The organism is Streptomyces sp. CA-146814 (genome assembly GCF_050942385.1).
GTDB lineage: Bacteria > Actinomycetota > Actinomycetes > Streptomycetales > Streptomycetaceae > Streptomyces.
Genome location: NZ_CP192068.1, coordinates 6,846,088 through 6,866,159, shown reverse-complemented (window position 1 = coordinate 6,866,159; position 20,072 = coordinate 6,846,088). Strand labels below are relative to the sequence as shown.

The 20,072-nt window shown below is 68.9% G+C and carries 10 protein-coding genes and 2 pseudogenes; 4 read left to right on the top strand and 8 right to left on the bottom strand.

Annotation, left to right across the window (positions count from 1 at the left end; all coding sequences use genetic code 11):
- Positions 1 to 75: 75 nt before the first annotated feature.
- Positions 76 to 516 carry a DUF6278 family protein gene (locus tag ACQP09_RS30335; RefSeq protein WP_433405460.1) on the bottom strand — a complete coding sequence of 147 codons (441 nt, stop codon included), beginning with the start codon at positions 514 to 516 and terminating at the stop codon, positions 76 to 78.
- Positions 517 to 631: 115 nt separating this feature from the next.
- Positions 632 to 3,832: an FG-GAP-like repeat-containing protein gene (locus ACQP09_RS30330; RefSeq protein ID WP_433405457.1), complete on the bottom strand. Its 3,201-nt coding sequence runs from the start codon at positions 3,830 to 3,832 to the stop codon at positions 632 to 634.
- A 546-nt stretch (positions 3,833 to 4,378) separates the two neighbouring features.
- Here ACQP09_RS30330 and ACQP09_RS30325 point away from each other — a divergent pair.
- Entirely contained in the window at positions 4,379 to 12,175 is a 7,797-nt protein-coding gene (locus ACQP09_RS30325) for a ricin-type beta-trefoil lectin domain protein (protein WP_433405455.1), read from the top strand.
- 648 nt (positions 12,176 to 12,823) lie between these two features.
- Here ACQP09_RS30325 and ACQP09_RS30320 read toward each other — a convergent pair.
- Positions 12,824 to 13,197: pseudogene (locus tag ACQP09_RS30320) on the bottom strand (transposase); the annotation flags it as partial.
- A gap of 70 nt (positions 13,198 to 13,267) precedes the next feature.
- Complete coding sequence (locus ACQP09_RS30315; RefSeq protein ID WP_433399962.1) at positions 13,268 to 14,038, bottom strand: transposase; 771 nt, start codon at positions 14,036 to 14,038, stop codon at positions 13,268 to 13,270.
- Between the two features lie 58 nt (positions 14,039 to 14,096).
- On the opposite strand from ACQP09_RS30315, the gene ACQP09_RS30310 reads away from it, so the two are divergent.
- Positions 14,097 to 14,369: a YrhB domain-containing protein gene (locus ACQP09_RS30310; RefSeq protein WP_433399965.1), complete on the top strand. Its 273-nt coding sequence runs from the start codon at positions 14,097 to 14,099 to the stop codon at positions 14,367 to 14,369.
- 28 nt (positions 14,370 to 14,397) lie between these two features.
- On the opposite strand, the pseudogene ACQP09_RS30305 reads toward ACQP09_RS30310, so the two are convergent.
- A pseudogene (locus ACQP09_RS30305) lies at positions 14,398 to 14,557 on the bottom strand (transposase); the annotation flags it as partial.
- A 254-nt stretch (positions 14,558 to 14,811) separates the two neighbouring features.
- Between ACQP09_RS30305 and ACQP09_RS30300 the strand changes: the two are divergent.
- Complete coding sequence (locus ACQP09_RS30300; RefSeq protein WP_433405452.1) at positions 14,812 to 15,474, top strand: hypothetical protein; 663 nt, start codon at positions 14,812 to 14,814, stop codon at positions 15,472 to 15,474.
- Positions 15,475 to 15,582: 108 nt separating this feature from the next.
- Entirely contained in the window at positions 15,583 to 16,362 is a 780-nt protein-coding gene (locus ACQP09_RS30295) for an SDR family NAD(P)-dependent oxidoreductase (RefSeq protein WP_433405449.1), read from the top strand.
- 103 nt (positions 16,363 to 16,465) lie between these two features.
- Here the strand turns inward: ACQP09_RS30295 and ACQP09_RS30290 are convergent, their stop codons facing one another.
- From ACQP09_RS30290 to ACQP09_RS30280, 3 genes are read right to left on the bottom strand one after another with little or no spacing between them, the layout of a single operon-like run.
- Entirely contained in the window at positions 16,466 to 17,245 is a 780-nt protein-coding gene (locus ACQP09_RS30290; RefSeq protein WP_432151352.1) for an exodeoxyribonuclease III, read from the bottom strand.
- Between the two features lie 42 nt (positions 17,246 to 17,287).
- Positions 17,288 to 17,941: an MBL fold metallo-hydrolase gene (locus ACQP09_RS30285; protein WP_433405446.1), complete on the bottom strand. Its 654-nt coding sequence runs from the start codon at positions 17,939 to 17,941 to the stop codon at positions 17,288 to 17,290.
- A gap of 12 nt (positions 17,942 to 17,953) precedes the next feature.
- Positions 17,954 to 19,255, bottom strand: a complete 1,302-nt coding sequence (locus tag ACQP09_RS30280; protein ID WP_433406811.1) for an alpha/beta fold hydrolase — start codon at positions 19,253 to 19,255, stop codon at positions 17,954 to 17,956.
- Positions 19,256 to 20,072: the final 817 nt, after the last annotated feature.

The following is a 20,072-nucleotide window of genomic DNA, read 5'->3' as shown; positions in this document are numbered from 1 at the left end:
ACTATCCATCCCGAAAAGGGACTTCGCACCCGACACGCCCATATGGAACATAAGGCTGTTTATCGCTACGGGAGATCAGTTCTCGGCCGACTCCGCGTACATCTGCGAGAGCTCGGGACTGCCCGCCATCGCCCAGTCCAGCCCGGCGGCGACCACGTCGATCTCCCGCCCGGACTCCAGCCGCACCACGGGCTGCCCGCTCGGCCAGATGTCCCACGCGGCCCCCGGGACGGTGCGCACGATGACGGTGCCCAGATAGAGACCGGCGTCGTTGCCCAGCCAGGGCAGCTCCTCGGGATCGTCGCGCCAGCGCGGCGGCAACTGGTCGAGCGCGGCCAACGAGGCCGGGGAGTCGTCGAGTTCGAGCCCTTGCTGCCCCACCCGGGCACGCAGCAGTTCGCATTCGGCGAGCAGCTCGGCCACACCGTCGGGATCAGCTTCGACGGCGGCCACGAGCGCGCGCCCCTGCGTACCACCCTGACGCTTACGCCAGTTGTCCAAGAAAGGGATGTTCATACCACTAGGGTCCCATCTCCGCCAGGTTCCGCACCATAGGGCGCGCGGACGCCCGCCGGAAGCGGGTGAGGGCGCCGCCCTCGCGGACGGCGCCCTCCGGGACTGATGCGATGACTCAGGTGAATGCCTTGAAGTTGCTCCAGTCCGAACTCAGAACGATCTTCACCGGCGGATCGACGTTCGTCTTCGACGCGTGGTACACGCGCATCTGGCCGTCCGCCTTGAAGCGGGCCCACACGTCGGGTATCCGGTCGCCGTTCAGGTCAGGGACACCGACGACGGCGGAGATGTTCGCATCGGTCCAGCTGGTCCCGTACGGCACGTCCCCGTCACGGGAGTTGGCGCCCGTGGTGAGCGAGACCAGGTCTACGCTGGCGACGACCGCGCCCGGCTTGCCGTGGCGGACGTACATCTTGCCGTCCGTACGGTTGCGCCACACCAGGTCGGGTGTTCCATCCAGGTCGACGTCGGCCACGTTGACGATCTCGCGGGCGGCCCAGGCGTCGTGGTTCATCCGGATCGCCTCGTGGAAGCCGCCGCCGGTGTACCCGGTCAGCACCCAGAAGGCTGCCCCGGTCCGGACGAACAGATCCGGCCGCTTGTCGCCGGTGATGTCCCCGACCGCCTTGATCTGGTCCCAGGTGGCCGGGTCCGGCGCGTCGGACGGCAGCCGCACCCGCAGCCGCTTGTCGACGTTGAAGCTGCCGTAGCCGTCGCCCGGGTAGAGCCAGAAGCCTCCGTCGGGGGTGCGGGCGAAGAGGTCGGTGACGCCGTCGCCGGGGTAGACGTCCGAGTGCTTGCTGATCAGAGCCGTCTTGCCGGTGGCGGGGTCGTACCAGTGGCCCGGCGGGTTGGTCGTGCCGTCGGTGGTGTACGAGGCGGCCAGGGAGCCGAACAGCTCGCCGTCCACGTCTCCGACGTAGGTCCGCAGGTTCCCGGAGGAGTTGATGACCAGCAGGTCGGGCCGGCCATCGCCCCCGGTGTCACCGGGTCCGTCGGCGGTGTCCCGGGGCGGCACGTAGAAGACGTAGTCGGTGCGCTCACTGGGGTTGCCCACCGCGTCGTAGGCGTACACGTGCAGATAGGTCGGGCCGGCGTGCGGCGGCTTGAGGTTGGTGACGGTGGCGCTCCCGGAGGTGGCCGCCACCTCCTTGGCGTTCAGCCCGTTGAAGGCGTACCTGAACTTGGTCGCACCACTGGCCTTGAAGGTGGCGGAACCGGTGCCGCCGAACTTGACCGTGGCCCAGGTGGCGCCGTCGGGGGTGGCCTCCAGGAACTCGTCGCTGGTCACGTCGGGAGCCGGCGGCCCGGAGGCGTCCACGGTGATCCGGCAGGGCTCCGTGCCCAGCGGGAAGTAGGTGGAGACGGCTCCGGCCGAGTCCTCGGACCGTACGTCCCACGAGTAGGTGGTCTTGTCGGCGAGGCTGGTGGAGGGGATCGTCACCGAAGCCTTGCCGCTGCTCAGGCTGGTCACGAGGGTGCCCGCCGGAACTGTGCCGCCCGTCTTCCAGAACCGGAAGCGCAGGCCCTTCAGGTTGCCGTCGGGGTCGGAGGCGGTGGCGGACAGGACGAGGTTGGCCTTCGCGACGGTACGCCCGGCGCCCGGCCCGGGCACGCAGGCACCGCCAGGCGAGGTCGTGCCGCCGGTCGGCTGGTTGGGGTTGCGGTTGTAGGTGACCGCCAGGACCGCGGACTTCGCCGAGAACTTGCGCCAGGTGTAGGAGTCCTTCTTCGACTCGTCCGGGGAACGCATGCCGAGGGTGAGCGTCGCCCAGCCGTTGTCGGCGGCCTGCTGGGCCGCGTTCTTCACGCTGTACTTGACGTACTCGTCGGAGCAGGAGGAGTTGTAGCCGTAGGCGAAGGACTGCTTACCCTGGGAGGTGTCCCACCTCGGCTGCTTGTTCCAGGTGGTGCCTGAGGAGATGGCCCCGGTCAGCGACAGCTCGTACTCGCGCTTCGTGCAGGACCAGGCGTAGTTGTTGATGACCTTGAACTCGGCGCTGGTGATGTCCGCGCCCTTGAGCTTGGTGTCGTAGCCCATCCGCCAGAAGGCGCGGGCGGTGCCTCCGGTGTCCTTCTCGTACCCGACGCGCGCGTCGGCCGTACCGGAGTTGAAGTTGGTGCCGTTGTAGAAGCTCGTGTTGGGGTACGGCTTGTAGGCCGTCGTCCACGCCTTCCAGCCGGGAGTGATCGTCGGGTCCAGGAAGACGGGGAACAGGACGTCCTCGTCGCTGAACAGTCCGCTGCTGGAGACGTCCAGGCTCAGCCGGGCAGCACCGGAGCCCTCGCCGTCCAGGCGGGTCGCCAGCGGGCTCTGCCGGGCGCCGGGCTCCATGCCGACCAGGCCGGAGAGGTTCAGCACGTCCTCGGGGGTGGCCACGGCGGTACGGGGCTCGGTCTCCGGGGCCTCGGGGTCCATACCGGCGGAGTCCCAGCCGAAGGGGGTCGGGACCGAGGTGATCTCGTCACCGGTGGCCCGGTCCACGACCAGCACGCCGCCGGTGGTCTTATCGTGACGGAACACGGCCGTCTCGGAACGGAGGCCGTACGTCAGGGAGTTGACGGCGGCCTGGGCCGCGGCCTCCTTGGTCTTCACGATCAGCAGCTGGCCGAAGCCGCCCTCGTCACGGGCGACGAGCAGCAGGTCCACTCCGGGCAGCACCTCGGAGTACAGGGCACGGGGTCCGTCGAGCAGCGGCTCGGGCAGCGGTCCGGGCCAGGTGTACGCGATGGTGTGCCCGTCGAACTCCGATTCCGCGAGGACGGTCTCACCGGCCGGGGCGCGGTCGGCCGGGGCCAGCAGCGGCAGCCGGGCGTACGAGCGCTCGGCCCGCTCCCCGCCCTTGCGGGCGCCGTCGGCACTGCCGTCGGAGAAGCGCACCGGGACCGGGGCGTTGACGGGGCGGATGCTCAGCCCGTCGTCGGCCTTGCCGGTCCGCTTCAGGGTGGTGTCGATGTCCGCCCAGCGCCCCTCCGCGTTCTTCACCCGCTGCGGCAGCGCGTGGAACTCCGCACGCCACTGCCCGTCGGGCAGCGCCCAGGTGCGGGAGGTGGCCGTGGTGGCGGTGTCGACGAGGACCTTCTTGCCGCGGCGGAGCGCCTCGGCCATGGCGGCGCTCTCGTCGCGGAGCCCCGTGGAGACGGGCTTGGCCGGCTTGGCGACGGCCGGGCCGTCCCCGCCGGGTGACGGGCTGTCGGCGCCGGGCTGCCACCAGGGCAGCAACGCGGCGGTGAGTGCGGCCAGCAGGAGGCCGAGGGTGCACGTCAGCCTGGTGCGCGTACGCACGAAGGGGCTGAGAAGGCGTGGCGCGGACACTGCGGGCTACTCCCGTGGGGCCGGACGGAAAAGGGGACGACGAAGGAGGTCCTGCTCACGAACCGGACGGCGGAGAGCGCCGAACGATCGCACAGGGACCGGAAGGAGTGTCCACCATGAGAAGTTCATTAATTCGTTACAGCTGTGCGGAAAGTGAGGAGAGTGATACCGGAAATATCAGTTTTTGACATCTCTTGACGGGTGGCTATGAACTCACAGGAGCGGAAGCGGGGGCATATGCCCGAACTGGCATCCTGTGCGGAGATCTAGTGGATCTTGCCCTGTGGGCCAACTCACCTCCATCCCCCCCGTCGTCACCATCCGTGATCTTGCTCGGCGGACCACCCCTGACGGAGAGTGCCGACCCATGCGCCCTTGGCCGGGCGTGCGCTTTCCGGTGCTCACGCACCTCTGTTCCGTTTCCTCTGTTTCTTCACGCCCGGGTGGGAGTCGACGCGTATGCGTGCTGCAGGTCCGCTGTCCTGGCGGGGACGTGGCCGATTGGCCCTGACATCGTCAGGGCGTGCTCGGCGGCGTCGTGCCCGCATGTCCGTCGTTCTGCTGATGTCGTCGACCTTGATGGTCACGAGCCTCTCCGCCGAGGCCTGGGCCGTCCCCGGCCCCGGCATGAACCGGGAGGAGACGCAGCTCGAACTGCCGGACCTCCCGGAGACCGACCCGATCGGTCAGGACGAGAGCGCCGAGTCCAACCTGACCACCGCCGACGAGGTCCCGGTGGCCCCGTACGAGCCCCAGGCCATCACCCCGTGGCAGGAGGACAGCGGCACCGCCGACCTGACCGGCCTGGCGCCCGGTGGCACCGTGCCCGTCGCCGACCTGCCGGTCGCCCTCGGTGTCCCGGATGGCGGCGACCCGGCCGCTCTGGCCGGACAGTGGAACGTGGCTCTCGCCGCCCCCGAGGCCTCCCAGGACGCGGGCGTCGCCGGGCTGATCATGCAGGTCACCCCGCCCGCCACCGCCGACCCGGAGGCCGAGGTCGCGCTCAGCGTCGACACCACCGCCTTCGCCGACCTCTACGGCCCGCAGGCCGCCGACCGCTTCGGCCTCATGCTGCTGCCGGAGTGCGTGTACACCGCCTCCGGCACCGGCGACTGCGCCCCGGACCCGGGCGACGGGGGCACGGAGACGATGTCCGCCGGTACCCCCGGCTCGGACACCTTCGAGTCGCTGCCCAGCGAGGTGGAGCTGCTGTCCGCCGAGGACGCGCCCACCCGCACCGCCGCCGCCAAGAACGTCCCGACCCGACGCGTCCTCACGGGCAGCGTCCCCGTGGGCCAGCTGCTCGGCGAGGAGCGGACCCCCGCCACCGAGGCGAACGGCGCTTCCGCCCGCTCGCGCACCGACGCGGCCGGCTCCTCCGTGCGCCCGGCCGCGCTGCGCGCCGCGGCCCCGTCCGGCTCACGGGTCGTCGGCGCACTCGACACCGGCGCCTCGGCGGCCGGTGACTACACGGCCACGCCGCTGCTCTCATCGGGCTCCTGGTCCGCGGGCTCCTCGTCCGGTGCCTTCACCTACGGGTACCAGATCCAGACCCCGGAGACCGGCGGCGGCCTGACGCCCAAGATCAACCTCTCCTACTCCTCGCAGTCCGCGGACGGCCGCACCTCTGCCACGAACAACCAGGCATCGTGGATCGGTGACGGCTGGGAGTACAGCGCCGGCGCGATCACCCGGACATTCGCGGGCTGCACCCAGGACTCCAAGAAGCCGGGGTCCAACAACGCCACCCACCGCACGGGTGACATGTGCTGGGGATCCAACAACGCCACGCTGTCCCTCGGCGGCATGACCACCGAACTCGTCTGGAACGAGACAGAGAAGACCTGGACCACCGCCAACGGTGACGGCTCCAAGGTCCAGCTGCTGAAGGACTCCAGCCTCAAGAACGGCGCCAAGGACGGCGAGCACTGGGTGGTCACCACCCGCGACGGGACCCGCCACTACTTCGGCCGCCACCGGCTGCCCGGCTGGTCCGACAAGGGCACCACCACCACCGATGACGACGACCCGGTTACCAACTCCGTCCTGACCGTCCCGGTGTTCGGCAACCACCCCGAAGAGGACTGCTACAAGGCAGGCAACTTCGCGGGCTCCTCGTGCACCCAGGCCTGGCGCTGGTCCCTGGACTACGTCGAGGACGTCCACGGCAACGCCATGTCCTTGTGGTGGGCGCGCGAGACCAACTACTACGCCAAGAACTTCAACTTCAAGGCCCCGGTCTCCTACCACCGCGGCGGCTACCTGACCCGCATCGACTACGGGCAGCGCGCCAACAAGATCTTCTCCGAACCGGCCCCGGCCCGCGTCAACTTCACGGTCGCGGAGCGGTGCTTCAAGGAGGGCTCCCTCGACTGCACCGAGGAGAACTTCACCTCCAAGGACCCGGGCAAGTACCGCATCTGGTATGACACCCCGGCAGACCTTCGCTGCAGCTCCGGCAAGATGTGCTGGAACGCCAACCCCGCCTTCTTCACCCGCAAGCGGCTCGACAAGATCACCACGTCGGCGCAGCGGCGCACGGACACCACCGCCCGCCAGGTGGTGGACGATTACCAGCTCAAGCAGAACTTCCCGACGCTCAAAGCCGGTTCCAACCCGGCCCTCTGGCTGGAGTCGATCACCCGTACCGGATACGGGCGCAAGGGCACGACCGACGAGAAGGTCACCCTCAACCCGGTGCGCTTCGAGTCCAACGCCGAGGACATGCCCAGCCGTGTCATGCGGCCCGACGACGTCCGTCCCAGCTTCTCCCGGCTGCGTATCGCCCGTGTGATCAGCGAGTACGGCGGTGAGACCGTCGTCAACTACAAGCAGCCCGAAGGCGCGTGCGCCACAGGTACCGGACTGCCCGGCAAGGGCGAGCCCGCCGACCTGAAGTCCAACACCCGCCTCTGCTACCCCTCCTTCTGGCACCCGGACCCAGCGAAGGAGGACATCGACTGGTTCCACAAGTACGTGGTCGCCGACGTCGAGGAACTCCCCAACGTCGACGGCGCGTTCTCCACGCTGACCTCCTACGCGTACAAGAACGCGGGCTGGCGTCTGGCCGAGCAGGAGTTCACCAAGAAGTCCACCCGCACCTACTCCCAGTTCGCGGGCTTCGAGCAGGTCACCACCGTCACGGGCGCCGACGACCCCGAGATCGGCAGCAAGCGCTCCAAGTCGGTCGTCCGGTACTTCCGCGGCATGGGCGACTCCGTGTCCGTGAAGGACATCGCCGGCACCGAGATAGCCAAGGACCAGGACCCCTTCGCCGGCCGTATCGCGGAGGAGCTCACCTACAGCAACGCCACGGACCCCGACGACAACTGGCTGACCCGCTCGGTCACTTACCCGAAGGCCACCGAACTCGCCAAGCGGGAGCGGGGTGACGGCCTCACCGCCCTGCGCGCCTGGCGCGTCACCGAGCCGAAGCAGGTCTCGTACACCAAGTCCTCCGGCACCGGCGACGACAAGCGCACCGAGCGCGTCATCGAGACGAAGACCTCGTACGACGCGGAGTACGGCCTGCCCACGCAGGTCGAGTTCCTCGGTGACACCGGCAAGACCGGCGACGAGTCCTGCTCGGTGATGGAGTACCTCCACCAGGAGAAGGCCCACATCATCGGCCTGACCAAGCAGGTCAAGTCGTCCGCCACCACCTGCGCCGACGCCGACTTCGGCAACCTGGCCGCCCTCAGCTCGGCAGGGCGCACCGCCTACGACAACCAGGCGTACGGAGCCGCTCTCCCCGAGTCCGCCCGTGGCCTCGCCACCCAGGTCTGGTCGCTGAAGGCGGACGGCACCGGCTTCCAGAACGAGGGCACCACCGGCTTCGACGAGATCAGCCGTGTCGTCCGCCAGACCGACCCGGACGGGAAGGTCTCGAAGATGACCTACACCCCGTCCTCCGGGCAGGCGTTCAAGGTCACCACCGAGAACTCCCTGGGGCACGAGCAGATCGACGAGCTGGAGCCTGGTCGCGCGACCACCATCAACTCGACCGACGCCAACGGCCATGTCAGCCAGTCGTCGTACGACCCGCTGGGCCGGCTCAAGGAGGCGTGGGGCCCCGGCCGCACCCCCTCGGCATCGGCGGTGCCCGACTTCGCGGCGACGTACACGACTCCGGCGGGCAAGCCCCCGTACATCACGACCTCCTCACGCGGCCACGAGAACCGCGTGGAGACCTCGGTGACGCTCTTCGACGGCCTCGGCCGCGAGCGGCAGAGCCAGGAGCAGGCCACCGGTGGCGGCCGGCTGATCACGGACACGCTGTACAACACCTCGGGCGAGGTATGGCAGACCAACAACGCCTACTTCGCCGAGGGCAAGCCCACCGGTGAGCTTTTCACTCCGCTCGCCGACACGGCCGTGCCCAACGCCACCCGCTACACGTACGACGGTCTCGGCCGTGTGCTCCAGGAAATGCCCCTGTTGCGCGGCGTGGAGATGTCGGCCAGGGCTACCAAGTACACGTACGCCGCCGACAACTCCACGGTGATCAACCCGTCGGGCTCGGCCTCCTACCGCGTCTACTCGGACGCGCTGGGCCGTACCGCCCGGGTCGACACGTTCACCAACACGGCGCGCGACGCGTACACCTCGATGCGCTACGCGTACGACGCCCGGGGTCAGTTGGCGAAGGCGGACCACTCCGCCGACCGCTCCCGTCCCTGGACGTGGACCTACGACCGCCGGGGCCGGCTGGACAAGGCCACCGACCCGGACTCGGGCGCCACTGTCACCAAGTACGACAGCCGTGACCGCCCGGAGACGGTCACCAACGCCCGGGGCATCACGACCTGGACCGAGTACGACGAACTGTCCCGGCCCAAGAAGCAGCGGCTCGGCGGCGAGACCGGCACCCTCCTCAGCGAGTACGCCTACGACAGCGCCACCGGCGGCAAGGGGCTGCCCTCCTCCGTCAAGCGCTACACCGACGGCCTGCCGTACGAGCTGAAGGTCAGCGGCTTCACCTCCGACTACCAGCCCACCTCCACCACTCTGTCGCTGCCGCCGTCCATCGCGAGCACATGGGGGGTCAGCGCCTCCTACCGGTACGACTACACGTACACGGACACCGGTCAGCTGAAGGAGGCGTCGCTGCCCGCCACGGGCAACCTCGCCGCCGAGAAGCTGGTCGTCCGCTACGACAACGACGGCCTGCCGCTCTCCGTCTCCGGCAAGGACTGGTACGGCGCCGAGGCGGTCTACTCCTCCTACGGCCAGCTGCTGCGCGCCACGCTCGGCGCACAGCCCAACCGGGTGTGGACACAGGCCAATTACGACGAGGCCAGCGGCGAACTCGTCGACCAGCAGGTCTACCGGGAGAAGAAGGGCGACACCTCCGTCGTCGGAGGCAACCTCGTCTCGCACCGCTCCTACTGGTACAACAGCGCGGGCAGCGTCACCTCCATCCGCGAACGCTCCCTCGGCATCGAGGAGCGGCAGTGCTTCACGTACGACCCGCTCGGCCAGCTGACGAAGGCCTGGACCGCCAAGGACCAGAACTCCTGCGCCGCGGGCCCGGCCGGTCCTGACGGCACGTCCAACGCGACTGCGGGCACGGACGGTTCCGGCTACTGGCAGGAGTACGAGTACGACCTGCTCGGCAACCGCAAGAAGCTCACCGAGAAGGACCTGGCCGGCGACGCGGCGAAGGACGCCGTCACCGAGTACGCGTACGGCAAGACCGACGGCAGCCAGCCGCGCACCCTCACCAAGGTGACGAAGAAGTACGTCACCCCGCAGGGCGCCCAGGTCACCGCCGAGGCGCAGCGCCTGTACGAACTGACCGGCGAGACCAAGACCGTCACCTCCACGGCGACGGGCGACAAGCAGGAGCTCACCTGGACCTACGACGGCCAGGTCGAGCGGATCGTCGGCCAGGGCAGCGGCGGCAAGACCGAGTACGTCGGTCTCGCGGACAAGTGCCTCGACCTGAACTCCGCCGCGGCCTCTCCGGGCCAGGCGGTGCAGCTCTACTCCTGCAACGGGTCGACCGCCCAGAAGTGGAACTTCGCCGCCACGCCCAACCAGAGCGACGGCGACCTGGGCACGCTGAGCACCCACGAGGAGTGGTGCGCCAAGCCTGCGGGCAACACGGCCGGTTCGGCGCTGCAGGTGCAGAAGTGTGACGGTTCGGCCGCCCAGCAGCTGAAGCGCACCGCCGCCGGACAGCTCACCCACCCGGCGTCCGGCCTGTGTGTCGCCGTCAAGGACGGGGCCACAGCCAACAGCACACCGATCGTGCTGGCGACCTGCTCCGCGAGCTCCGGCGCCCAGCAGTGGGAGGCGCAGAACGAGACCCGGCACATCTACGGGCCCGACGGCAGCCGCCTGCTGACCGTCCAGGGCAAGCAGGCCACCCTGCACCTGGGCGACTCCGAGGTCACCGTCCAGAAGGGCGGCGTGCTGGTCAACACCCAGCGTTCCTACGCCAGCCCCGGCGGCACGGTCCTCCGCTACAGCTACGGCACCGGCGCCCAGCAGTTGGTCGCCATCGCCTCGGACCACCAGGGCAGCCCGTACGCGGAGGTCGCCCTCAACGACACGATGCAGGTGCGGATCCGCAAGCAGGACCCGTTCGGCAACCAGCGCGGCGGAGCCTCGGCTGCCATGCAGACCCACACCGGGTTCCTGGGCGCGACCCGCAACGACGCTTCCGGCTACACGCCGCTGGGAGCCCGCCTCTACGACCCGGTCGTCGGCCGCTTCCTCTCCGCCGACCCGGTCCTGGACCTGGCCGACCCGTTGCAGTCCAACGGCTACGCCTACGCCCACAACAACCCGGTCACCCTCTCCGACCCGACGGGTCTCGCGGTGACGCTCACCGCGTCGGAGAAGGCCGCAGCCCTCGCGGGCGCCGGCCTGAGCGCCGCCCAGGTCTCCGCGGCCCAGGCGACGATGGGCAAGTCCCTGACCTCGGTGATCCTCTCGGCGGCCTGGGGTGCGCTGAAGGACTTCATCGGCATCACCGATGCCATGAACTGCTTCGGCGGTGACATGTGGGCCTGTGGAAGCCTCATCGTCGGGGCGATCCCCTGGACCAAGCTGGGCAAGATCCCGTCCGTCCTGAAGGCGGTCAACCGCACGATCTCCGCCATCCAGGCCTTCAGGACAGCGAAGAAGGCGGCCCAGGCAGTACTGGCGGCGGCGAAGGCCGCGGAGAAGAGAGCGCTCGACGCCAAGAAGGCGGCGATCGAGAAGGCCAAGAAGGCCGCGCAGGCAGCCAAGAAGAAGGCTGCCGAGAAGGCCAACACGATCAGCAACAAGGCGGTCAACCAGACAAAGAAGACCGGCAACCCGGTCCAGAAGCAGGCCCAGGCGAAGGCGGCCCCGAAGGCCTCTTCGGCTGCCAATCTCAGCAAGGGGTCAGGAGGCGGCGCCAAGGCCACGTCCAAGCCTGGTGGTTCTTCCGGCGGCTCGGCCCGCTCCAACGGCGGCTCGAGCGGAAGCGGCGGGTCCGGCAAGACCGGTGAAGGCAACGGCGGTTCCTGCCCGATCAACAACAGCTTCACCCCCGGCACCAAGGTCCTCATGGCTGACGGCTCGACCAAGCCGATCGAGGACGTGAAGGTCGGCGACAAGGTCAAGGCCACCGACCCCAAGACGGGCGAGACTCGGATCGAGACGGTCACCGCCGAGATCAAGGGCGAAGGCCTGAAGCACCTGGTCAAGGTCACCATCGACACCGACGGCGACCACGGCACCAAGACCGCCGAGATCACGGCGACCGACGGCCACCCGTTCTGGGTACCCGAGCTGGGCGAGTGGATCGACGCCACCGACCTCAAGTCGGGCCAGTGGCTCCACACCGGAGCCGGCACGCAGGTCCAGATCACCGCTGTGGAGCGCTGGACCAGCGCGGGCGCGACGGTTCACAACCTCACCGTCGGCAACACGCACACCTATTACGTGGTCGCTGAGGCCGCTCCGGTCCTGGTGCACAATTGCGGCACCGAGGAGTTGGGCCCCAACACCTACTCGTGGGAACATTCACAGTCGAGCAGCATTTTTGAAGCAGAGGTTGACGGCAACGGAACCATGACAATGCTCGCTGGCCTCAAGACAAGCCCTGTCAGAGGCATCGTGTTGTTCAACAAGGCGCTGGACCACTTTGGCGACCGTGTTAAGGCGATCAACGGCAACCTCATCGAAGAGAATAGAGACACCTTTAACGAGCTCACGGCCGGCGGCATGTCACCTGAAAAGGCAATCCTCCAGACATGGACAGGAAAAGTAGCAACGAGAAGCGGATTCGGCGTGCTACAGTCGCTCAAGCTCATTGGTGAGCCTGGGAATTATTCCAAGGTTGAGCCAGTATTTACGAGATCTTGAGGGGCGCGATGTCTCTGGAAGAGTGGGTCGCCGAAGCGCGCCGAACACAGCAAGCGGGCGCGTCGATTGTCGACATAGCCAGGTCTCTCCAAGCATTCGGAGAGGCGGGCGGTAGAAAAATCAACGCTGCATCCGCTCTCGGGAAGACATACGGCTGGTCGGTAAAGCAGAAACTCGAACTGCTGAGCTGGACCGAGGGTGGCGTCACGGACGAGGAGCTAACTTCCTTTGTTCCGTCCTGGTTTCCCGAAAGTTAGCCCGATCTCGTCGGACTTACGCCGCGATTTGAGGGCAGAGGACGCTCCAGGCGGGTCTCACGCAAACCTCAGTGAGTGATGAGGAAAATTCAATACCCCTCAGAGGCCGCACCGGAATATGTTCCGGTGCGGCCTCTGAGGTATGCGGCAGAAGACTTCAAACAGGCACACCGACGGTAAATGTACAACTCTCGCTGCCCCGTAAACCCGCAAAGCCACAAGAGCCGGCTCCACCTGCCAAACCTCTACAGCAGGCCTTACAGCGGCTAACACAATGAGCTGATCTGTCGGTAGGTCATGAGGCATCAGGCGAGTTTGAGGAAGGCTTCATGCATGTCTGCTCATCGTTCCCAGCGGATGCGGAGGCGTTTGAAGCCGCGGAGCCAGGCGAAACTGCGTTCGGCTTGCGTCGCGGGTGCCCGACCCGGCCTCTGATGGGCGGGATGGCGTCGATCAGAGGCGTGAGCTGGGTGACGTCGTTGCGGTTGCCGCCCGTGAGGATCACGGTGAGCGGGGTGCCGTGTCCGTCGGTGATCAGGTGGTGTTTCGATCCGGTTCGGCCACGATCGACCGGACTCGGTCCCGTCCGGCTCCCCCATTTACGGCCCGCACGTGGCTGGAGTCGACCACCGCACGCGACCAGTCGAGACGGGCCGCCGCGTTGAGCTCGGCCAGCAGCACCTCGCGGAGCTGCTGCCAGGCGCCGGCTGCGTTCCAGTCTCGAAGCCGCCGCCAGCAGGTCATGCCCGAGCCGAAGCTCAACTCCCTAAGGGCTGTCCCGTAAATGATCTTCGTGTCGCCTTGGGCATGGTCGGTTGCCGTTCGGCCCGTCGGCTTATCCGGCGAGGGCGAGGTTGTGCATGCGGGCGATGCCGAGCATGGCGTGGTGGACGCCGTCGCCCTTGAGGCGGCAGTCGCGGAGGATCCTCCAGGTCTTCATGCGGGCGAAGACGTGCTCGACGCGGGCCCGGACCTGTTTGTGGGATTTGTTGTGCTCTTCTTTCCAGTCCGGGAGTTTGGTCTGGCCTCTCTTACGGCGGTGCGGGATGACGAGTCCGGTGCCCGGATAGCCGCCGTCGGCGATCGTGAGGGTCTTGCCGACGGCGGCTTTGGCTCCGGATTCCTCCCATGCCTTGCAGTCGTTGCGGTTCCCGGCGAGCGGCCGGCCGACCACGACGACCAGGCGGGTGTCGGCGTCGATGACGACCTGATGGTTGGTGGAGTACCGGTAGTTCTTCGACCGCTCCGCGATCGTGTGATCCCGGGTGGGGACCAGGGTGCCGTCCACGATGAGCACGGCGTCCTTCGCGAACCGCTTGCGGGGCTGGAGCGCGAGCATCGGCCCGAGGTGGTCGATGATCCGGTCCGCCGCCGACTTCGAGACCCCGAACAGCGGCGCGAGCTGCCGCATCGTCAGGTTCGTCCGCCAGTACGCCGCAACCAGCAGGACCCGGTCCTCCAGCGGAAGACTCCACGGCCGGCCCCGGCGGACCGCGTCCGCACCCTCGCGACGCAGCACCGCCACCAGCTTCCCGAAGGCGCGCGGGCTCAGCCCGGAGAACGGGGCTATCCAGGACGGCTCCGACGCCGTGATCACACCAGCCACACCAAGATCATCCCAGGCCGGTTAGGGTGCCTTCTTCGAGCCGACGGACTGGAGACGGATGATGGAGCAGGACGAGGCCCTGCAACTCGCGGTGACGTTTCTTGCGCAGAGCCAGCGCGAGGACGAGCCGCCTCTCGCCATCGACGCAGAGCGGGTCTGTGAGAGCAACGGGCTCCTGATCGTGCCCTACAACTCCGTGCAGTACCTCGCCTCGCGTGATGCGAGAGAGCAACTGCTCGACTGCTGGCCCATCCTCGTCGACCTTGCCCGCGGAGACGTGCGATTCGGGAGCCTGGACGAGCGACATCTGTGGAGGAACCCGAGCGCCTGACAGCTGTCCGCACCACAGATACGGGACAGCCCTTAGGCAGGTACTCCCTTTGGATGCCCGTGCAGCACGAAGAGGATGCCGCACAACACCTGTCGGTCAGGCAGCGGCTTCCGTCCCGGGTGCCGAAACCGGCGTTTCTTGCGTGACAGCAGCGGTTCCATCCGCTCCCACAGGTCATCCGACACGATTCACAGCGAAGCCCCCACACCTGAACAGCGCTGCACTTCTGACGCGGACACGGTCACCAAGGCCGATTCACCTCATTGTGTTAGCCGTTGCTAGCAGGAGTTCCCCGGCCGGAATTTTTCGTGCCGGGGAACTCCTGCTTAACCTGGCGTATCCGTTTGCGGTTCAGGGGCTTCGGCAGAGCAGCACACCCCTGAGGAGGTGTAGCGCCTGGCACCTCTCGGACAGGCGGATAGGCACGTGCCATAGTGATCCAATGATCAATCCTGCCGAAATCGATCTCTCCTCCCTTCTCGCTCGCTGGCTCGGTCCAGCGCGCTTTACCGCGGTTCAGTTGGAAGAGCTGCCTCCTACCCTTCCGGCCCCGCTCAGGGATTGGTACACGCTCACATCTCCTTGGCTTGAGGTCCGGTCGGCCGGCACGAGAATTTACGAGCCGGCCTGTATCCAAGGGAAAGCAGGGCGGGTAGCGTTCATGGAGGACCCCACAGGCGACTGGACATGGGCATTCGATTCCCACCAACCGAACAAGACCTATGAGGGAGAGTCGAAGAGCTCCTTGATTCCCTGCTCCGAAACCCTTCCAGAACTGCTGACGCACGCGACGGTGCGGTCCATCATTTTGATGGCACATTCCAGTAGGCTCGGTACACAGGTATCGGATGAGGATGTGCTACGGATTCTCAACCCTATAAAAATTATCGGCTTCGGCGGATGGGGATGGCCCCGTGCTGGATACCAGGTGTACGCAGCCGACAAATTTCTGATGGAAGTTGGTCCAGCCATTGATCCGCAAGCACCATGGCTCAACAGGGCAGGATATTCCGCCGTGCGAATTGCGGCTCTGAACGACTCGGATCTCGCCTACCTCAATGAATATCCGACGGGCACATGGATCGATACAGGAATCAATCCCTAGCAGGCCCTTGGCTGACTTGAGGAACATCCACTACTTGGCGTGATATCACCGCGAGATCGAAGCCGGCACGCCCAAGTCCCGGAAGAAGCGATGTCCTAGAGTTCGGGCATGAATGATCAGATGTATGTGTCGGACCTGTTCTCGCCGGCCGGGCGGGTCGCCGTCGTCACCGGAGGCAGTTCCGGGATCGGGCGGGCCATCACCGCGGCGCTGGCGCGGGCCGGGGCGCGGGTGGTCGTGGTGGCCCGGCGGGAGGCCAAGTTGAAGGCGACCGTCGGCGAGTTGGAGGCCGAGGGGTGCCGGGCCGCGTGGGTGAGTGCCGATCTGGGGACCGCCGACGGGGTGCGTGCGGCGGCCGACGGGGCGGTCGAAGCCTTCGGTGAGCCGGACATCCTCGTCAACTGCGCCGGGATCAATCTGCGGCCGCCCATGGGCGAGCTCGGCGAGGACGTCTGGGACACCACCATGGCCGTGAACCTCAAAGCGCCGTTCCTGCTGGGGCAGCGGTTCGGGCCCGGGATGGCGGAGCGGGGGTACGGCCGGATCATCCACGTCTCCTCGCAGCAGGCCCACCGCGCCTTCGTGAACAGCGGGGCGTACGGGGTGTCGAAAGGCGGGCTTGAGTCGCTGGCCCGGTCTCAGGCCGAGGCGTGGTCTCCGTACGGCGTCACAGTGAACACCCTGGTGCCGGGGTTCGTGCTGACCCCGCTCAACGCACACCTCGCCTCCGATCCGGAGAAGGTCGCCTCGCTCGCCGCCCGTACCTTCGTCGGGCGCAACGGGCTGGCCGAGGACTTCGCGGGGGCCGCGGTGTTCCTGGCCGGGCCTTCGTCCGCGTACGTCACGGGGCAGGCGCTCTTCGTGGACGGCGGGTTCTCGGCGCACTGAGGTTTGAGGGGCGCTTGAGGAGAGCGGCGGGACCGGGGCGCGTCCGGGCCCGCCGCACCGGGGCCCGGCCGTGCGGGCCTCCCTCCCGGTCCCCGGCGTCACCTCAGAGGTCGAGGTCGACCACCACCGGCGCGTGGTCGGACGCGCCCTTGCCCTTGCGCTCCTCGCGGTCCACGTAGCTGTCCTTGACGGCGGCGGTGAACAAGGGGTTTCCGTAGGTCAGGTCGATCCGCATGCCCTTGTTCTTCGGGAAGCGCAGCTCACGGTAGTCCCAGAAGGTGTACGCCCGGTCGTACTTGAGCGGGCGCGGCAGCACCTCGCCCAGCCCCTCCGCCTCCAAGGCCGAGAGGGCCGCGCGCTCGGCGGGCGTCACATGCGTGGCGCCTTCGAAGAGCGCCGGGTCCCAGACGTCCTCGTCGGTCGGGGCCACGTTGAAGTCGCCGAGGACAGCGAAGGGCAGCGGGCCCGCCGCGTCCGCCGCGACGGCCTTGCGGAGAGCCTCCAGCCAGGCCAGCTTGTACGCGTAGTGGTCGTGCTCGATCTCGCGGCCGTTGGGGACGTAGACCGACCAGAGGCGGAGCGGGCCGCAGGTCGCGGAGATCGCGCGCGGCTCCTGGACGCCGTCGTAGTCCGGGCCGCCGGGGAGGCCGGTGACGACGTCGGTGAGGCCGACCCGGGAGAGCAGCGCGACCCCGTTCCACCGGCCGGTGGCGTTGACGGCGGACTCGTAACCCAGCTCGCGCAGGGCTTCGGCGGGGAACTGCTCGGCCGTGCACTTGGTCTCCTGGATGCACAGCACGTCGGTGCCGCTGCTCTCCAGCCAGGCCAGCAGCCGCGGCAGCCGGGCGGTGATCGAATTGACGTTCCAGGTGGCGATGCGCATGCCCACCAACCTAACCGGTCCCACTGACAGTCGCCGTCCGCCTCACAGCTCCGTGACGCCTCCGGGTGCCAGCCGGCCGTGGTCCGCGCCGCCGAGGGCGCCGATCTGGTTGTCGTAGATCGGCCGCGCGAGGTCGGTCAGCAGGGCGTCGTGGACGTCGATCGCGCGGCGCGGCTTGACCTCGCGTACGTAGTCGATGACCTCGGAGATCTTGCTCCACGGGGCCATCACCGGCAGCAGCAGCGTGTCCACGGGCCGGTCGGGGACGGTGAGCGCGTCGCCGGGGTGGAAGACCGAACCGTCCACCAGGAAGCCGACGTTGGTGATCCTCGGGATGTCCGGGTGGATCACCGCGTGCAACTCGCCGTGCACGGTGACGTCGAACCCGGCCGCCGAGAACGCGTCACCGTGGCCGACGGTGTGCATGCGCCCGGGGAAAGCGGCCGACAGCTGGTCCGCCACGCTCCGCAGCGTCCAGATCTCCGCCGCCGGGTTCGCCTCCAGGCCCGCCCGCAGCCTGGCCTCGTTGAAGTGGTCCGGGTGCTCGTGGGTGACCAGGAGGACATCGGCGCCGAGCGCCGCGTCGTCCTCGGAGAAGCCGCCCGGGTCGATGACCAGGACGCGCCCCTCCTTCTCGATCCGCACGCAGGAGTGGGTCTTCTTGGTGAGCGTGAGTGGCTGAGGCGATGCGTTCATGGCTCCATCCTGCTACGCGGGCGGGGTCGTTTCCTCCTGGATCACGGATTGCGCGATCGTGAAGGCCGCGCCTGCCGCCGGGATGCCGCAGTAGACGGCGCTCTGGAGGAGGACCTCCTTGATCTCGGCGGGCGTCAGGCCGTTGCGCAGGGCGGCCCGGACGTGCGCGGCCAGGCCCTCCAGGTGGCCGGAGGCGACGAGCGCGGTGAGCGTGATGCAGCTGCGGGTGCGGCGGTCCAGGCCCTCCCGGCTCCAGACCTCGCCCCAGGCGTACCGGGTGACCAGCTCCTGGAAGTCCTCGGTGAACGCGTCGGTGGAGGCGTTGACGGCGTCCACGTGCGCATCCCCGAGCACCTCCCGGCGCACCTTCGTCCCGCGCTCGTGGCCGCTCTCCCGCTGCGGACCCGCGGCCTCGGGCAGGCCGGACGCCGGGGCGATCTCGGCGATGGGGGCGAAGGAGGTGGCGGGCGTGGCCGGGCCGGGGACGAGCGGCGGTACGGGAGGTGTGGCGGGCGCGTCCTGCCAGGCGGTGGAGAAGTGCGTCAGCAGCAGGTCGCAGACGGCCGCGGGCTGCTCGACCGGGGCCAGGTGCGAGGCGCCGGGGACGAGCGCGAGGCGGGCGTCCGGTATCCCGGCGACCAGCGTGCGCGCCTCGGCGGGCCCGGTGACCTGGTCCTCCGCGCCGACGAGGACCAGCGTCGGGACGCCGATCCGCCCCAGGTGGTCGCGGATGTCGAAGGCGGCCAGCGCCTCGCAGGCCGCGATGTAGCAGCCGGGGTCGGTGGTGCGGACCATCTGGACGGCCCACTCCACGATGGCGGGCTGCGCGGCGGCGAAGCCGGGGGTGAACCAGCGTTCCGGCGCGGTACGGGCCATCGGCTCCAGCCCGTTGGTGCGCACGATCACGCCGCGCTGCCGGAACTCGTCGGCCGTGCCGAACCGGGGCGAGGAGGCGACCAGCGCCAGCGAGGCCACCCGGTGCGGGTGGCGCAGCGCCAGGTCCGCGCCGACGGCCCCGCCGATCGAGCACCCGGCGTAACCGAACCGCTGGACCCCGAGCCCGTCGAGCGTGGCGATCAGCCGGTCCGCGAGCTCGGCGACGGAGGGCGCGGCATGGGCGGGAGCGCCGCCGTGGCCCGGCAGGTCGTAACGGAAGACCCTCCAGTGCTGAGTCAGCTCGGGTATCTGGCGGTCCCACATGTGCCAGGTCGTCCCGAGCGAAGGCCCGATCACCAGGACGGGGGCGTCCTCCGGGCCGTCGAAGCGGTACTGGAGCGTGCGGGGGGTCTCGGTGGGGGCGTGCGGGGCCTGCACCTGGCCCGGGCCGGACGCGGACTGTGGGCCCTGCGCCGGGCCGCCCGGCTGCGCGCCGCCGACGCCGCGGGGTTGCTGCGGAGCGAAGGGCTCCGGCGTGGGCGCCTGCGGCTGGACGTGCTGCGGTCCGGGACCTGTCGGCACGTGCGGCCGGCCGGGGAGCGCCTGCGGAACCTGTACGTCGGCCAACGGGGGGCCGGGTACGGGCTGCCGCTCGAAGAACTGCGGGCCGGGCGCGGGCGACGCGTGCGGGCCCGGTGCGGGCTGCGGGTCGGCGAAGTGCGGGCCCGGTGCAGGCTGGGCGTGCGGGCCCGGTGCGGCCTGTGGGTCGGTGAACTGCGGGCCCGGTTCAGGCTGGGCGTACTGCGGGCCGAGGGCCGGCTGTCCAGGCTCGGCGGGTATCCGCTGCGGAGCCGGGGCGACCGGCTGCGGGGGCGGGGTGGCCGACCGGGGCGGGTGACCGGCCGCAGGCACCGGGGCCTGTGCGTACGGCTGCCCGGGCACGGGCCGGGGAGCCGGGGGCAGGGGCCGGATCACCTCGTCCTGCGGGGGCTCGGGATCGGCCGTTCGCGGGGGCCGGGCGGGCTGCGGGGTCGTCTCGCTCAACTCACTCACTCGCTCCAGGGTAGTGAGCCGCCCGTCCGCTCGCGGGCAGGGGGTCGCCGGGGAGGGCCGCCCATGGGTCCGGAGCCGCCGGGGGTCCGTCCCGGGTGCGGCCGGGACGGACGATCCGGCCTGAGCCCCCGGGAGGGCCGCGCTCCGGACTCCGTGCCCCGGCCGGACGAGGACCGGGGCACCCTCCGAGGCCCCTACGCGG

What these genes read in the sequence shown, in the direction of transcription:
- ACQP09_RS30290 (WP_432151352.1), bottom strand. Translation starts at nt 17,245, where the DNA reads ATGCGCATCGCCACCTGGAACGTCAATTCGATCACCGCCCGGCTGCCG.
- ACQP09_RS30300 (WP_433405452.1), top strand. Translation starts at nt 14,812, where the DNA reads ATGATCAATCCTGCCGAAATCGATCTCTCCTCCCTTCTCGCTCGCTGG.
- ACQP09_RS30325 (WP_433405455.1), top strand. Translation starts at nt 4,379, where the DNA reads ATGTCCGTCGTTCTGCTGATGTCGTCGACCTTGATGGTCACGAGCCTC.
- ACQP09_RS30285 (WP_433405446.1), bottom strand. Translation starts at nt 17,941, where the DNA reads ATGAACGCATCGCCTCAGCCACTCACGCTCACCAAGAAGACCCACTCC.
- ACQP09_RS30310 (WP_433399965.1), top strand. Translation starts at nt 14,097, where the DNA reads ATGATGGAGCAGGACGAGGCCCTGCAACTCGCGGTGACGTTTCTTGCG.
- ACQP09_RS30335 (WP_433405460.1), bottom strand. Translation starts at nt 516, where the DNA reads ATGAACATCCCTTTCTTGGACAACTGGCGTAAGCGTCAGGGTGGTACG.
- ACQP09_RS30295 (WP_433405449.1), top strand. Translation starts at nt 15,583, where the DNA reads ATGAATGATCAGATGTATGTGTCGGACCTGTTCTCGCCGGCCGGGCGG.